This window comes from Shimia litoralis (assembly GCF_005518135.1).
GTDB lineage: Bacteria > Pseudomonadota > Alphaproteobacteria > Rhodobacterales > Rhodobacteraceae > Shimia_E > Shimia_E litoralis.
In genome coordinates this window covers 1-15,987 of record NZ_SULI01000026.1, presented here as the reverse complement: position 1 = coordinate 15,987, position 15,987 = coordinate 1, and the positions used below count along the sequence as shown (strand labels likewise).

The following is a 15,987-nucleotide window of genomic DNA, read 5'->3' as shown; positions in this document are numbered from 1 at the left end:
AATTACATGTGAGAATTTCAAAATTGCTAAGGGTTTGGTGTTTCGCGGAGATCGCACTCCGCGAAAGCAGGGGATAGAGGACGTGCGACCGCGTTACTCCGGCGCTGCGGGGTGCACAAACGGCCAAGGGGATGCGTCGCTGCCACGCTCGACAGGCACTTCGATGACAACAGGGGCATCAAGAGCAAGAGCATCTTTTAGCGCGGTCCTGAGTTGATCTGGCGTGGAGGCTTTGATCCCCTTGACGCCAAAGCTTTGAGCCAAGGCAACAAAATCAGGGTTCTCCAGATCGGCCCCAAGCAGGCGGTTTTCGTAAACGGTTTGCTGATCGCGGCGCACGTTGCCATAGGCCGAATTGTTGAACACAATCGCCACAACGTTGATGCCATGCTGTACGGCTGTGGCCAGTTCCTGAACTCCGAACATAAATCCGCCGTCGCCTGACACGGATATGACGGCCTTGTCCGGGTTCGCGACCTTGACGCCAAGGGCCGTGTTAAAGCCAAAGCCAAGATTGTCCTGATATCCACACGTGACATATTGGCGGGGCGCATAGACTGGAAAGCACATGCGCGCGGTAAAGCCGACTTGGCTGACTTCTTCGACAAAGAAGCCATCACGGGGCAAGACATCGCGGATCACCTTAAGATACCCCTCTTGGGGTTGCACAGAGGTCAAGGCGTCTGCGGCTGCATCGGACAGCGCACGGTATTCTGCCGCGCGATCTTGGCGTGGCGTAACGCGATCCTTGAGCGCGTCGATCAGGGCTTGGGTGCCCTGTGCGGCATCGGCCACCACGCCGGCATCCGGGGTCAGACGCACGAACTCGGTTGGATCAATGTCGATCCGGACCGTTTTGATCCCTTCAGGGAACCAGCGCCAGCGAAAGTGCTGAAGTTCAAGCCGAGAGCCAATCCCGATCAGTAGGTCGCAGTCTGGCCAAAATTTCCATGCGGCTGGTGGCAACAGCGCCAAATCATCATCTTCGGGCATGACGCCCTTGCCTTGACGGTGCGCTGTGACTGGGGCCTGAAGCAAACGTGCAAGGTCCTGCACCTGTTGCGTGGCCTCCCAAGCTCCGCCGCCAACCATGATCATCGGGTTCTTGGCGCTGGCAACCAGGTCGGCGATGGCGTTGATGGCATCGGGATCGGGTGTTGGCGCAGGAATGGCGTCAAGTTTGGTGGGGTCTGCGACCTCGGCGGCCATGCCAAACACATCCCACGGGGCTTCGATGCCAACAGGGCGCTGGCGGCCAGAATTCATCTGAACAAAGGCCTCGTGCAGGACGGCCCCTGCTTGGGTTGGATGATTGATCCGGTCGGCCCACTTCGTGAGACCCTTAAGGGTGCCCAGATGGTCGGGAAGTTCATGTAATTGGCCACGTCCCTGTCCGATCAGGTGTGACATGATATTGCCGGTGATGCACATGACTGGGGTGTTGGCGCCATAGGCAGTGCACAAAGCGGCACCCGAGTTCAAAAGGCCCGGGCCGGGGACCACGGTGTAAACACCGGGTTTTCCCGAGCTGCGTGCATAGCCATAGGCCATGTAAGCGGCGCCCTGTTCATGTCGCGTATGAATAAACCGCATGCCGTCTTCACGCGCCAAAGCATCGTTAAAGTCGTACATGTGCGCGCCCGGAATCCCGAACACTGTGTCGACCCCGTTTGCCGTAAGCGTTTTTGCGATCACTTCGCCTGTCGTGAGTTTGGTCATCCTTGCCCCTTAAAGTATTTGTCTTGCCTGCCCGCATACGGGTGTCGGGTCTATTTTTGGCCGTTGTGCCTTGGTGTTGGTGTCAGATTTCCCAATCAATGACAAAATCCTCGCGGAACGCAAAGCGTTTCAGGTGATTTTCGATCACCGATTGCCATGCCTCCAAATCGCCGCGCGGCCCTGTCGTCGCCTGCAGGATCAACTCGTTGGTCTTTGGGANCTGACCTCGCCTTTGGGGCCCCAGTGGCTGCACAGTTGTTTGATATATTTTTGCGCATGTTCTGTTTGCGCGCGCCCGCCCAAGGATTGGTCCGGTAGCAATGCGATGGCTGATTTGGCGCTGTTGCGCATGGCGGCGGCAAACAGCGTCACATCGATGTTTGTGGCCACAAAGGTCGCGCCAACATCCAGACACGCCTTTTGCATGGCGGGTTGCAGGGTCAGGATCCCGCCTGCCTTGCCCGAGGCGACGATCTTTTGCATCGCCGTTAAGACCGCCTCTTCGACTTCGGGGGCGTTTGCATTTCCGAGGTGCCCCATGTCCGCTGCCAAATCAGACGGACCGATAAATACGCCATCAATTCCGTCCACCGCGAGGATGTCGTCCAAGGCAGCCAAGCCCGCCAAATTCTCGACTTGGATCAACAGACAAATCTCGTCTTGTGCGGTGTGCACGTAATCTGGAATTCCGGAAAAGTTCGATGCGCGCGCCAACGCTGATCCAACACCTCTGACGCCATGTGGTGGATAGGTGACGGCGCGGACCAGTTCGCGCGCCTGCTCGGCGCTTTCGACCATTGGGATCAACAAGGTTTGCGCGCCGATATCCAAAAGCTGTTTGATGATCCATGTTTCGCCGATGGTCGGGCGCACCACCGCGTGGCTGTCATACGCGGCGAGGACCTGTAACTGGCTCAGGATAGAACGCAGGTCATTGGGGGCATGTTCGGCATCCACCACAAGCCAGTCGAAACCAGCCCCTGCGCTGATTTCTGCCACATAGGGATCGGCCAAGCCCAACCAACATCCCATTTGAGGAATGCCCGCCTTGAGCGCAGCCTTGAATGGATTTTTTGGAGCAGGCATGGTGTGTTCCTTTATGCAAAGCTGATGTCGACTGACCCGAAGGGGCCAAAATCGGCATGGATTTCTGACCCTGATGGGCATTCAACGGGGCGAATAAAGCTTCCGGACAGGATCACCTGACCCGCTTCGATGCTTTGCCCGTATTGTGCCATTCGACGTGCCAACCAGACGACGCTTTGAATGGGGTCATTCAGAACGCCCGCACCCAAACCGGTTTCTTCTACGTCACCATTCCGACTGGTGATGGCTCCAACCCAACGCAGATCGTGGGCTGCAAGGTCATGGCGCTCTGGTCCAAGGACAATGCCCGCGTTGGCGGCGTTGTCACTAATGGTGTCCAGAACTGTGCGCGGCTTGCCTGTGGCGGGGTCCGCACGTTGTATCCGTGTATCCAAAATCTCAATCGAGGGTGCCACATAGTCAGTTGCAGCAATCACGTCCTCGCGAGAGATATCAGCACCCCCCAGAGCCGATTTCATCACAAAGGCGATCTCTGCTTCGATACGGGGTTGAATAAAACGGTCTTTGGGAACGGTGGCCCCGTTTTCAAACAGCATGTCATCAAACAGAATGCCGCTGTCGGGAATATTGATGCCCAACGCATATTGCATTGCTTTGGATGTCAGCCCGATCTTCCAGCCGATCACATTGCCGCCTGCTGCCAACTTGGCGCGATAAATCGCGTTCTGGATTTCATAGGCATCATCCATATCCATGTCTGGGTGCTGCAGTGTCAAAAGCCCAATTTGCTGATGTGTGCGTTCGGCCTGTAATAAATCCTCGGCGGCGGCGCTGTGCTCTTGGGGTGTCATACCTGTTCATCCTCGATGCCATTACGCAGGGTGCCAATGCCTTCGACTTCGATTTCGACCACATCGCCCGGTTTCAGATATCGTGGCGGATCAAAGCGCGCGCCAGCCCCAGTAGGCGTGCCGGTGACAATGACGTCGCCGGGCTTGAGGGTCATAAAGGTCGAGATGTATTCGATCTCGCGGCGGATCGGGAACATCATACGCGACAGCACATCATCCTGACGGACTTCGCCATTCACACGGGTGATGATCCGCGCATCGTCCAGTTGCGAGGCATCTGTAAAGGGAACCAACCAAGGACCGATGGCACCCGAGCAATCCCAGTTTTTGCCTTGTGTGACGTTGAACTTGGCATGACGGACCCAATCGCGAATTGTACCTTCGTTACACAAGGTGAGCGCGGCAATGTGGTCATAGGCGTTTTCCTGAGAAATGCGACGACCCCCTTTGCCGATCACGATCGCCACTTCGCCCTCGTAATCCAAGGTGTGGTTTTCGGGCGGGCGCACAAGGTTGCGGTCATGTCCGGTAAACCCGCTGGCAAACCTTGGGAACAAGGACATGTATTTGGGCTGCGCGCTGCCATCGTTATACTCGGCGTTGCGGTCGGGAAAGTTGACCCCGACGCACAGAATGCGCGGCGCATTGGGCATGACCATCTCGTATACGTATTCGGTGTGGGTCACAGGGTGATCTCGGGATGCTGACACGAGGGTATCAAGTGCATTGGCCGACATCACATCGTACAGCGTGGGCCATTGGGGAAACAGATGCGACAATGCAATCATGCCAGCATCGGTGACCGCGCCGTAATATGTTTCATTGTCGGATGAATAGGTCGCAAAGCGCATGTCTTACTCCTCGGTGGGGGCTTCAATGCCGCCCATACATAGATATTTCAGTTCCATGAAATCATCGAGCCCATGGCGCGATCCCTCGCGGCCCAGCCCGGACATTTTGACACCTCCGAACGGGGCTTCGGCTGTCGAGATAAGTCCGGTATTGATGCCGACCATGCCATAATCAAGCGCCTCGCCGACACGCCATGTGCGCGCCATATCACGGGTGTAAAAATAGGACGCCAGCCCAAAATCGGTGTCATTTGCTGCAGCGATAACTTCGGTTTCGGTGTCAAAGCGAAACAAGGGTGCGAGCGGACCAAAGGTTTCTTCGGTGGCGACGGACATCTCTGAAGTGACGTCCGTCAATATTGTGGGTTCAAAAAAGGTGCCCCCCAATGCGTGTCGTTGACCGCCATGCCGCACGAGGGCGCCCTTGGCGGTGGCATCAGCGATATGGTCTTCGACTTTGGCCACTGCAGCGGCGTCAATCAGGGGGCCAAAGACAACCCCGTCGTCAAATCCGTCGCCAATGGGCAGGCTGGCCAGTTTGGCGGCCAGCTTCTCAGCGAAGGCATCATATACGCCGGACTGCACGTAAATGCGGTTGGCACACACACAGGTCTGACCATTGTTGCGAAATTTGGCGATGATGGCACCTTCGACGGCCGCATCCAAATCTGCGTCATCAAACACAATAAACGGGGCATTTCCGCCCAGCTCGAGCCCCAGTTTCTTGATCGTCGGCGCGCATTGCGCATACAGCATCGCGCCAATTTCGGTGGACCCCGTGAACGTGAGCTTTTGGACGATCTTGCTCGAGGTCATTTCAGCGCCGATCTCTCGGGCGGAGCCTGTGAGCACCGAAAACAACCCTGACGGCAGACCCGCACGTTCGGCAAGAACCGCAAGGGCAATCGCAGAGAACGGGGTTTGGGATGCAGGCTTTAGAACCATAGCACACCCTGCTGCAAAGGCAGGACCCGCCTTGCGGGTGATCATGGCATTCGGAAAGTTCCAAGGCGTGATGGCGGCGACGACCCCAATGGGTTGCTTGAGTGTGATGATACGCTTGTCTGGGGCATGTGCCGGCGTGACATCGCCATAAGCGCGCCGTGCTTCTTCTGCGAACCATTCAATGAAAGATGCGCCATAGGCGATCTCGCCTTTGGCTTCCGCCAGTGGTTTGCCTTGCTCGGCAGTAAGAATGCGGCCCAGATCGTCTTGATTTTCCATCATCAGATCATACCAACGGCGCAAAATCTGGCCGCGCTCTTTGGCGGTGCGTTTGGCCCATGCCTGTTGTGAGACATCAGCGGCGTTGATGGCGTCTTGGGTCTCAAACGTGCCGAGGTTCGGCACATATCCGATCAGTGAACCTGTTGCGGGATTTGTCACCGCAATGCCGGTCTCTGGCGTGGCGTCGATCCAGCGGGTGCCCACAAGAGCAGCCTGCCGAAGCAATGAAGGGTCTTTCAAAGAGAGCATGGCACGTCCTTATGGCGCTAATTCGGGTGGGCGAAGTGGTAAGGTCCCAAGAGCGCATAACCCCTGGAGCCCCAAGCTTTAGACCGGAAAAATGACGTTTGTCTGTCCGGTGCCGGATGATGGAAAATACTCGGTCACCACCTCGCATTTTGCGTCATAGCTGTCCCAGCCCAATGCACCATACAGCATGGCTGTGTCATGCATGGAGCCTTCGCCACAGCAGTATTCCGCATAGTCACCAAGCATCTTCAGGAACGTGGCATGATCGCCGTTTTTCCACATCTCCAGAACATGCAAATCCATTTGCCGGTTGAATTCAGAGCTAATGGTGAATGTGCCGTTGTTCGCAGCATAGTCTTTGTTGGCCCAGATTTTGTGTGACAAAGATCCGGACGCCACCAGCAGAACCTTTTCATCGCTGGCCTCGATGGCCTCGCGAATGGCTTCTCCGACAATGCGGCTTTCGTCATGGCCGTGGACGGTGGCCCATGCGGCAACTGACACCACCTTCATATCGTGTTCGCGGCTCATGAACCGCATTGGCACAAGCGTTCCGTATTCCAGCTCCAGACTATCTAGGTGGTGGCATAGGGTATAGGCCCCCTTGTCTGTCGCGGCCTTGGCGATGGCGTCACCCAATTCGGGATTTCCGTCATACGCATATGGCAGGTCCTGAATGAACTGAGGGAATTCGTTGGATGTGAACAACCCCTCGAACCGTTTGTTGGCGTTGATATGGAACCCCGCATTGATCACCCAATGCGTGTCACAGATCACAACCGTTGTGACCCCCAGCTCTTTTGCACGGCGGGCGATCTCGCGGTGCCCATCAATGGCTGGTTGGCGTTTCCCGCTGATCGGGCCATCTTGCTCGGACATCAGCAATGTAGGCACGTGGGTCATCTTGGCAGCTAGTACAATCTCTCCCATGGTCTCCTCCTTTGGGATTGGTGTTGTCGTGTGGGCAATGTGGGTCAGGCACCAAGGCGCATGATGTTATGTTGGCCCTTCGCAAATCCGATGTGTTTTTGTTCCATGTAGAACTCGAACGACCAGTCGCCCCCGTCGCGACCAATGCCAGAGGCTTTGACGCCACCAAACGGTGTGGGCAGGTGTCGAACGTTCTCAGAGTTCACCCAAATCATACCAGCCTCAAGTTGATCCGTGAACCGCAGCGCGCGGGTCAGGTCACTGGTCCAAAGGTATCCGGTCAGGCCGTATTGTGTGTCATTGGCCATGTCCAATGCTTCGGCTTCGGTCGAAAACGGGATAGAGGTCAGAACCGGTCCGAAAATCTCTTCCTGAGCGATCCGCATCTTGTTGTTGGCATTTGTGAACAGGGTCGGGCGCACAAAGTATCCGGCGTCGCCGACCTTGACCCCACCGGCGGCAACGGTTGCACCGTCTTCTTTGGCGATGTCGAAATAGCTGGTCACTTTGTTATAGTGTTCTTCGGTCACGATTGGGCCGATCTCGGTGTCGGGGTCAAGCGGATGCCCGACCTTGATATTGTTCACGCGCTCAACCAGCTTGGCCTCAAATTCGGCGCGGATGGTATCTTGGATCAACAGACGCGATGACGATGTACAACGTTCTCCGTTGATCGAGTAAATCATAAAGATCACCGCATCTAACGCGCGGTCCAGATCAGCGTCGTCAAACACGATCACCGGGTTTTTCCCACCAAGTTCGAGGTGCATCCGCTTGAGTGTGTCAGCACCTTGTTTGGTGATGATCGAGCCTGTGCGGCTTTCGCCGACAAACGCAATCGCCTTGATGGCAGGATGCTCCGTCAGGCGTTTGCCTGCATCGTGACCATAGCCGTTGACGGTATTCAGCACCCCTTTTGGAAGACCGGCCTCTTCGGCGATTTCCACCAACAAACGCGCGCTAAGCGGGGAGTCTTCGGCAGGTTTATGAACAACGGTACACCCAGCGGCCAAAGCTGGCGCAATCTTCCATGTCGACAACATAAACGGCGTGTTCCAAGGCGTGATGACCCCAACAGGCCCGATGGGTTTGCGGGTGGTCACGTTCATCAAGGTCGCAGACTGTAGGTGTTGACCGTCACGGGCCTGAATGACCTGATCCGCGAAATACCGAAAGTTCTCAGCACCGCGCAGGGCGGCCTTGGACATAAACCGCAATGTTTGCCCTGTATCCCAGCACTCGCACAGCGCAATTTCTTCTGCGCGCGCTTCGATGGCGTCGGCCACATTTAGCAATATGCGGCGACGTTCTGCGGCGGGCATGTCACGCCAAGCCGGAAAGGCGTTGGCCGCGGCTTGCGCTGCGGAATTGACATCGTCTTCGTTGGCACGCGCGACGTTGCAAATGACGCTCTTGTCGACAGGCGAGATGGTTTGGAACTCGCCCGCTGATCCGACGCAGTCTTGGCCATCAATGCGATTGAGAATGCCAGTGTCTTGGAACCGTTTCAGGTAGCCACCAAGTTTTTCAATGTTTTGCGCTAGTACGCTCATGAGGATACCTCCAGATGGTCCCGGATCGTGCCGGTTTTTGGGGAAAGGTCGGGGTCGATGTCGCGCATCTCAAGGGAAAGGGCGATGGAATGACCTTGCATGGCGGGTTCAAGATAAGATCTGGCCGCTTCAAAGATGCGATGTGTGGCCTCTTTTTTGACGTCTGGGGCGCGACCGCCACGCAAGCGTATGGAAATATCAACAAAGCCGTGTTTCGGATTGCCGTCTGCGATCGCATAGTGATCGACGCGTACAGCGCGGACACGAATACCCGCTGTCGGAAATGTCTCAATGTCAGCAGCGGTTTTACGAATGGCTTCGCAGAGCCCCGCGACATCTACGAGTGCTTCAATGTTGCCAGAATATTCGATCTGGAAATGGGGCATGATATTTCCTGCATGTGTTAAGTAAGTTGATGTTAGTCAGTTCGGGATTGTCCTGTCAACAAAATTAATTAACAAAGCAACTAAATTCAACTTTATCCACTGATGCGGAAATCTCAGAATGTGGTGCGAAGTAATAAACACAATAAAAACAAAAACTAATCGGGAATAATCGGAGCTGTGCGCGTCAGACGTTCCAGCTCAACGCCTATCGCGGAAAGAGTGGAATTTGGCCGATGGCAAATTTTTGTTGCAAGAATCGAAGAGCGGTTCGGTCTGAAGTTTCATGTCAAAAGTTGAAATGGGATTTGCCTGCGCACCTGAAGAATTCGTATTTCTGTGGGTTGCGTGACGGATCATGCGCGGGTAATCAAGGGCGTGGTTCTTCGAGGCACCACAGCTCGAACAAGGCGACGCTGCTCGGATTTTCTGAACGAAGACACAACATACCTCCGCACCGCCCATCGAGCATCCGGTGCCTTAAGGAGAGATATGTCATGACAACCGCAAACCAATTCCACGACCGACTTGTGCGCGAAGCCCGTATTCGCGCGACGATACTTTTGAAATCCGCGCGGGCAGGGGATACGGCGGCTTTGGCGCGCCTTGGCGGCGCCTTGAAACGGCGTCGCGCTTTGGATGTCACAGCGCAAGAATTGGCGGGCGTGTCCTATCCTGATCTGCGTGACAAGGTGCAGGCACCGCCTCTTGCGTCCCCTGCGCGATTTTTCGACCGTCCGGTTGCGATGCACTGCAATCATTGGTTTGCACATTACGAACATGCCAAGAAACATCTGGCCGATCACGGTGGGTTCTTGTTTCCATTCCGAACACAATTCGTCATTGTCGACGCGGATTTCATGCGCACGCTTCTGCTTGATCCAGATGATCATGCATGGCGGGCGATCGGATACGATTGGGTACAGCCCGATGATGTCGGAGCCTTTGCGCGCTTGAATCGCATTTTGTGTCGGGCAGGGTTCTTTGCCAAAGGAGAAAACCATGATGGATAAGCCCAAGGATGCCAATCCGCCGCTGCCGGATCCAACCACCCGCAACCCGCTTGTGTTTCCCGACGGGCGTGCAGATCCGGCGACGGTTTTTCTGAATCAAGTGATTGACCACCCCAATATCCAGATTGGGGATTGGACGTATTACAATGATCGCAGGTTACCAGAGGATTATGCAGAGACCCTTGCACCATACCTGTTCGCCGGGGCGCCAGAGTATCTTCGGATCGGGAAATTTTGCCAGATTGCACAGGGCGTTCAGTTTATCACGGCAACTGCAAACCATCCGATGAGTGGCGTGTCGACATACCCTTTCGCTGTGTTTGATCAAACGCGACTGACCGGATATCGCGCAGAGTTGCCGCGCGGTCGGGACACGGTTGTCGGCCATGATTGTTGGATCGGACGTGAGGCCGTGTTGTTGCCCGGGGCTGAGCTTGGCAATGGGGTGATCGTCGCGGCACGTGCTGTGGTGCGTGGGCAGGTGCCTGATTATTCGGTCGTGGCGGGAAACCCTGCGGTGGTGGTGCGGATGCGGTTTGCGGATGGTGTGATCAAACAGCTTCAGGATATCGCGTGGTGGGATTGGCCCGCCGATCAGATCGCTCGTGCTATTCCCGCGATTGAGGCAGGAGATGTTCAGGCCTTGCTCTGAGTGGAGGCGCTTTTTGTGTATTCTTGCGTGTTTTGGTCTCATGCGTGGTTACCCAGACGGCTTGCGTGCATGGGACATGCCGTTTGCGACCATCGTCGAGACGCTGTATGAGGCCAAATTGTTACTAACGCTTGGGTGGGTGGGGCATCATGCCACGATTGCATATCTTGCAGTGATCTGAGCTTTGGTATACAACGGCATACAGCAAGCTTGTCCCGGTTCGCCAAACGCTGTTGCGGTCCGGTGTCAGGCTATTTCTAACATTGAATCGCAGGGATCGTCATGAGCTTGTACACAGACTACCTAAATGAGATTGCAACCCGCAAAGAGCAAGGCTTGCACCCCAAGCCGATTGATGATGGGGCCCTTGTTGGCGAACTGATCGCGCAGATCAAAGAGGCCGGGAACGCACATCGCGAAGATTCTCTTAAGTTCTTTATTTACAATACGCTGCCAGGAACCACGAGCGCTGCTGGCGAAAAAGCCAAGTTCCTCAAAGAGATTATTCTTGGGGCCTCTGTTGTCGAAGAAATTTCGCCGACATTTGCATTTGAGTTGTTGTCACACATGAAGGGTGGACCTTCGGTTGATGTGCTTCTTGAGCTCGCTTTGGGGGATGACGCATCCATCGCGCAACAAGCTGCTGACGTTCTGAAAACCCAAGTCTTCCTGTACGAAGCGGACACCGATCGCTTGGCCGCAGCCTATGCTGATGGCAACGCCATCGCTAAGGAGATTCTGGAGAGCTATGCGAAAGCAGAGTTTTTCACCAAGCTTCCGGAAATCGACGAAGAAATCAAAGTTGTTACGTTCATTGCCGGTGAAGGTGATATCTCCACAGATTTGCTGTCACCTGGTGGTCAGGCGCACTCGCGCGCGGACCGCGAGCTTCACGGTCAGTGTCTGATCACGCCCGAAGCTCAGGCCGAAATTCAAGACTTGCAAAAGGCCAATCCTGATGCGCGCGTCATGATGATCGCTGAAAAAGGCACCATGGGTGTTGGATCTTCGCGTATGTCCGGCATTAACAACGTTGCCTTGTGGACCGGTAAGCAAGCCAGCCCTTATGTGCCTTTCGTGAATTTTGCCCCGATTGTTGCCGGAACAAACGGCATTTCGCCGATCTTCCTGACCACAGTTGGTGTGACAGGCGGCATCGGCATCGATTTGAAAAACTGGGTCAAGAAAGTGGATGCAGATGGCAACACGGTTCTTGATGCAAATGGCGATCCGGTTCTCGAGCAAAAATACTCTGTTGAGACGGGCAAAGTTCTGACAATCAACACCAAGTCCAAGAAGCTGTATGAGGGCGACAAAGAACTGGTAGATATTTCTGCCTCTCTGACGCCTCAAAAAGTCGACTTCATCAAGGCCGGTGGCTCGTATGCGATCGTCTTCGGTAAAAAGCTGCAGACATTTGCGGCAGAAACCCTTGGGCAGGAGCTAAAATCTGCCTATGCGGCCTCGAAAGAGATTACGCACGAGGGTCAAGGCCTGACCGCGGTTGAGAAAATTTTCAACAAAAATGCGCGTGGCGTGTCATCGAAAAAGGATCTTCATGCAGGTTCGGATGTGCGCGTCAAAGTGAACATCGTTGGCTCGCAAGACACGACTGGGTTGATGACGTCGCAAGAGCTGGAAGCAATGGCTGCCACAGTCATCTCGCCTTCGGTTGATGGTGCGTACCAGTCTGGCTGTCACACAGCGTCGGTTTGGGATCTCAAGGCGCAAGCCAACATTCCACGGTTGATGAGCTTTATGAACAAGTTTGGCCTGATCACGGCGCGTGACCCCAAAGGGGAATACCACGCCATGACTGACGTGATCCACAAGGTGTTGAACGACATCACTGTGGATGATTGGGCAATCATCATTGGTGGCGACAGTCACACGCGTATGTCCAAAGGTGTTGCCTTTGGGGCAGACTCGGGCACGGTTGCATTGGCGCTGGCAACGGGTGAAGCCACCATGCCGATCCCTGAATCCGTCAAAGTGACCTTTAAGGGCACAATGAAGGGTCATATGGATTTCCGTGATGTGGTTCACGCCACTCAATCTCAGATGCTGAAACAGTTCGGTGACAACGTTTTCCAAGGTAGAATTATTGAGGTCCACATCGGAACTTTGCTGGCCGATCAGGCGTTCACCTTTACCGACTGGACTGCCGAGATGAAGGCCAAGGCCTCTATCTGTATCTCGGAAGACGACACGTTGATTGGATCGCTTGAAATCGCCAAGAGCCGCATCCAGATCATGATCGACAAAGGCATGGAAAACGCAGCAGGCACATTGCAAGGTCTGATCGACATTGCTGATGCGCGCATCGCCGAAATCAAGTCGGGTGAAAAACCTGCTCTGACACCGGATGACAATGCCAAGTATTATGCAGAAGTTGTTGTCGACTTGGATGAAATCAACGAACCAATGATCGCTGACCCAGACGTCAATAACGCGGATGTGTCCAAGCGCTATACCCACGACACGATCCGTCCGATGTCTTACTATGGCGGTGACAAAAAGGTCGATCTTGGGTTTGTTGGCTCGTGCATGGTGCACAAGGGAGACATCAAAATCGTTGCCCAAATGCTCAAGAACATCGAAAAGGCACAAGGCAAAGTGACGTTTAACGCGCCATTGGTTGTGGCCGCGCCGACCTACAACATCATTGATGAGTTGAAGGAAGAGGGCGACTGGGAAATCCTTCAGAAGTACTCGGGCTTTGAGTTCGATGACTTTATGCCCAAGAAAGTTGCGCGGACGGAATACGATAACATTCTGTATCTCGAGCGTCCCGGCTGTAGTCTTTGCATGGGCAACCAGGAAAAGGCCGCTAAGGGCGATACAGTTTTGGCCACGTCGACACGTCTTTTCCAAGGACGGGTTGTAGAAGATACCGCCGAGAAAAAAGGCGAATCCTTGCTGGCTTCAACTCCGGTTGTGGTGCTGTCTGCGATCCTTGGTAGAACGCCAAGCCTCGAAGAGTATACAGCTGCCGTGGACGGAATTGACCTGACCCAGTTCGCTCCTCCGCTGGAAAAACCAGCTGGCGCGCGTTCAGCGCATTTCTAAAGGGTTTCACGCGCCTTGATGATGCCAACGGCAGATCAAGGCGCCCGAGGATATCTCTTTTATACCCAAGTGGAGGGCGTCACATCACACTGTGGCGCCCTCGCTGCTATTTAGACCACCCTTTTACGCGTGTTGGCTTTGATTTTGATTGTAAACCAGTGCTGTCTTAGATTGATTGGGAACGACCACCCAAGGAAGTCGAGACCTTATGTTGTTCCAGCGACGCCCCACACATCGGCCCCGCATTTTTGAAAAGACGAGACGACGATGACGCATTGGCGCTTTCGCAAAGCCGCGATCCTCACGAGTCTTGTTCTTGTTGTCCTGTGCCTTATGGAGTTTTGGCTCCCAAACTATGTGTCGCGGTTTTCCAAACGCATTGCCGTTGATTTGGGGATATCTGATGGACGCGACCGCACGCGCTATGCCCAAGGCACGCACTGGGAGTCGAATGACTTTCTATTCTCATTTGTACCGGTTGAAGGCACTGAAACCCAACGTGTTGCGGGTGTTCTTCGCGTCGATGACCCGAAACAATTTGTCGTGGTCGATCAGCAAGCAGACACCATTGAGGGATACCAACTTGGGGCGCTATTGGCGGCGAACGGATATTCGATTGCCGTGAAAAATAGTGGGGGGATCAAGCAGATAATCGAAGTCGAGGGGGCGTTGTTTGCACTGGTCAGTTTACAGCACGAAGAGTGTGTATTTGCGGGCCTTGTTGACCTGTCGGCGATGCGCATGGCAGACAAGTTTCCCTGTTTCCCCGAGGTCGAAAATGAACTGAGCTTCAATGGAATTGGTGGAGGATACACCACAAAAGACGGGTTTCTCTATGTATCTATTGGAACCGCTGCGAACAGAGGCACAGATGCGCATAGTCAGTTGGCCCAAGATCCAAAAAGCCCGTTTGGAAAAACCCTAAGGTACAAAATCGTCAGAACGCCCACAGGTGTTCAACTGGAAGATCGTGAGATGTTCAGTTTGGGTCATCGAAATCCTCAGGGCATGATGACGTTCGATGATTTGATCTTGTCAGTCGAGCACGGCCCCAAGGGGGGAGACGAGCTAAATATCATTGACCAAAACCGAAACTACGGTTGGCCATATTACTCGATGGGCAGCGAGTACAACGATGAACCAATTCCCGGCACGGCACCCGTCGGGGAGGGTATGACAGACCCCGTCTATGCGTTTGTGCCGTCTATCGGCATTAGTGACATTTCGCATTGTCCTGAAATACTCGCCAAATATTATGAGGGTCTGGACTGTGTTCTCATAAGCAGTTTGCGCGCAAAGTCGTTTTACATTGTGCTGGGGCATCTCAAAGACCGCAAAGTTCTATCGATTGAAAAAATCGAGGTTCAGGGGCGCGTCCGTGAAATGTTTTTGCAGGATGAGCTGCTGTTTCTGGTCACGGATTTTGGAAATGTCATCCGTGTTGACATAGAAACGCTTGCGGGGTCTCATTGACGAATGAACGATACTTTTCAAGTACACGCGGTGTTTTAGGTGGATATTAGAACCTTCTCGAAACTCTGTTTGGCAATTGCCAACGGCGAAGAGGCGAAGTCGTTACTACCTACACATAACTTCGACGAAGCCGCGCAACGGCAGCTGGTGCAAATGGCTGTTTTACAGCGTGTCTTGCCGACGATTTGCCAGTTTATCTATGACAATCCCGATGTGTTCCGCGAGATACTCAAGGGATCGGACGCGTTGGCGCTACAGAACCCGATGCATTTCAAAGCCCGCTGTATGCGCATCAAATCGCAATTGCTGGAGATCGACCACCATCTTGCGGGGACCACAGTCAAACCTGTTTTGCTTAAGGGGTCGATTTTGCTTTTTGACAAGCTATATCCCTCGATTGCGATGCGGCACATGTCTGATATCGACATACTTTGTGAAGACCCACGCTTTGGTCAAGCGCTTGCCGCCTTAGGGTATGAACAGGTTGAACCGGATGAGCAGGTCTTGGTCGATGAGCGCGGCAACCCGACTTTGCAACAGGGCGAATATCACCTGCCACCAGTTGGGCGTGCCTCAGATCCTGTTCAAATTGAACCACATTTGATCCCGACATCGCCTATCTATTCTTATCTTGTTCCCAAGAATTTTGACACAGATGTGCGTGTCGTTGATGGGTGCTCGAATTTATACCAGCCAAACCCTCGTAACCATTTGATCCATGTGCTTATTCACGCTCTGCGTCACGACAGGGATGTTCTTGATGGGGGATTGTTGGTGCGTGGGCTTGTTGACTGTGAGCTCTTGTATCAAAAACTCGCACCACAGGATCGCGCCGCATGTGAAGCACATTTTCGATCCTGCGGCGCAATAGGGTTTTGGACATCGTGGCGCGCTTTGGCTGAATGGACCTGTCGCGTTTTAGTGCCGCCCCAAGTGCTCGTTTAAGCCACCTTTCGTTCGAAGGCGACAG

At 54.2% G+C, this 15,987-nt stretch carries 14 protein-coding genes; 6 read left to right on the top strand and 8 right to left on the bottom strand.

Translation table 11 applies throughout. The features are described from left to right. Positions 1–93: 93 nt before the first annotated feature. The 8 genes from FAP39_RS15110 to FAP39_RS15075 all read right to left on the bottom strand — a co-directional run bounded on the left by FAP39_RS15110 (position 94) and on the right by FAP39_RS15075 (position 8,813). Entirely contained in the window at positions 94–1,719 is a 1,626-nt protein-coding gene (locus FAP39_RS15110) for a thiamine pyrophosphate-dependent enzyme (protein WP_138017222.1), read from the bottom strand. A 198-nt stretch (positions 1,720–1,917) separates the two neighbouring features. After that, positions 1,918–2,751 carry an aldolase/citrate lyase family protein gene (locus FAP39_RS15105; protein ID WP_425471440.1) on the bottom strand — a complete coding sequence of 278 codons (834 nt, stop codon included), beginning with the start codon at positions 2,749–2,751 and terminating at the stop codon, positions 1,918–1,920. A gap of 65 nt (positions 2,752–2,816) precedes the next feature. Further along, on the bottom strand, positions 2,817–3,617 hold the full coding sequence (gene hpaH / locus FAP39_RS15100) for a 2-oxo-hept-4-ene-1,7-dioate hydratase (protein WP_138017220.1): 801 nt from the start codon (positions 3,615–3,617) through the stop codon (positions 2,817–2,819). Then, positions 3,614–4,468: a fumarylacetoacetate hydrolase family protein gene (locus FAP39_RS15095; RefSeq protein WP_138017219.1), complete on the bottom strand. Its 855-nt coding sequence runs from the start codon at positions 4,466–4,468 to the stop codon at positions 3,614–3,616. Before FAP39_RS15095 ends, hpaH begins: the two co-directional genes overlap by 4 nt. 3 nt (positions 4,469–4,471) lie before the next feature. After that, a complete protein-coding gene (locus tag FAP39_RS15090; RefSeq protein ID WP_138017218.1) occupies positions 4,472–5,944 on the bottom strand; it encodes an NAD-dependent succinate-semialdehyde dehydrogenase in 1,473 nt (490 codons plus the stop codon). Between the two features lie 78 nt (positions 5,945–6,022). Continuing rightward, positions 6,023–6,874, bottom strand: coding sequence for a 3,4-dihydroxyphenylacetate 2,3-dioxygenase (gene hpaD / locus FAP39_RS15085; RefSeq protein WP_138017217.1), 852 nt, complete (start codon positions 6,872–6,874; stop codon positions 6,023–6,025). A gap of 44 nt (positions 6,875–6,918) precedes the next feature. Beyond that, positions 6,919–8,427 (bottom strand): 5-carboxymethyl-2-hydroxymuconate semialdehyde dehydrogenase, encoded by a 1,509-nt coding sequence (gene hpaE / locus FAP39_RS15080; RefSeq protein ID WP_138017216.1) that lies wholly within the window; start codon positions 8,425–8,427, stop codon positions 6,919–6,921. Then, positions 8,424–8,813, bottom strand: a complete 390-nt coding sequence (locus FAP39_RS15075; protein WP_138017215.1) for a 5-carboxymethyl-2-hydroxymuconate Delta-isomerase — start codon at positions 8,811–8,813, stop codon at positions 8,424–8,426. Before FAP39_RS15075 ends, hpaE begins: the two co-directional genes overlap by 4 nt. Positions 8,814–9,307: 494 nt before the next feature. Here FAP39_RS15075 and FAP39_RS15070 point away from each other — a divergent pair, with 494 nt between their 5' ends. The 6 genes from FAP39_RS15070 to FAP39_RS15050 all read left to right on the top strand — a co-directional run bounded on the left by FAP39_RS15070 (position 9,308) and on the right by FAP39_RS15050 (position 15,962). Beyond that, entirely contained in the window at positions 9,308–9,823 is a 516-nt protein-coding gene (locus FAP39_RS15070) for a hypothetical protein (RefSeq protein ID WP_138017214.1), read from the top strand. Then, on the top strand, positions 9,813–10,475 hold the full coding sequence (locus FAP39_RS15065; protein ID WP_246059189.1) for a CatB-related O-acetyltransferase: 663 nt from the start codon (positions 9,813–9,815) through the stop codon (positions 10,473–10,475). The genes FAP39_RS15070 and FAP39_RS15065 overlap by 11 nt, the downstream gene beginning before the upstream one ends. 13 nt (positions 10,476–10,488) lie before the next feature. Then, positions 10,489–10,656: a hypothetical protein gene (locus FAP39_RS17590; protein WP_171006883.1), complete on the top strand. Its 168-nt coding sequence runs from the start codon at positions 10,489–10,491 to the stop codon at positions 10,654–10,656. A gap of 101 nt (positions 10,657–10,757) precedes the next feature. Next, entirely contained in the window at positions 10,758–13,544 is a 2,787-nt protein-coding gene (locus FAP39_RS15060; RefSeq protein ID WP_138017213.1) for a bifunctional aconitate hydratase 2/2-methylisocitrate dehydratase, read from the top strand. A 267-nt stretch (positions 13,545–13,811) separates the two neighbouring features. Continuing rightward, the gene (locus FAP39_RS15055; RefSeq protein WP_138017212.1) at positions 13,812–15,017 is read left to right on the top strand and encodes a PQQ-dependent sugar dehydrogenase; all 1,206 of its coding nucleotides are present in this window, start codon (positions 13,812–13,814) and stop codon (positions 15,015–15,017) included. A 39-nt stretch (positions 15,018–15,056) separates the two neighbouring features. Continuing rightward, positions 15,057–15,962, top strand: coding sequence for a nucleotidyltransferase family protein (locus tag FAP39_RS15050; RefSeq protein WP_138017211.1), 906 nt, complete (start codon positions 15,057–15,059; stop codon positions 15,960–15,962). Positions 15,963–15,987: the final 25 nt, after the last annotated feature.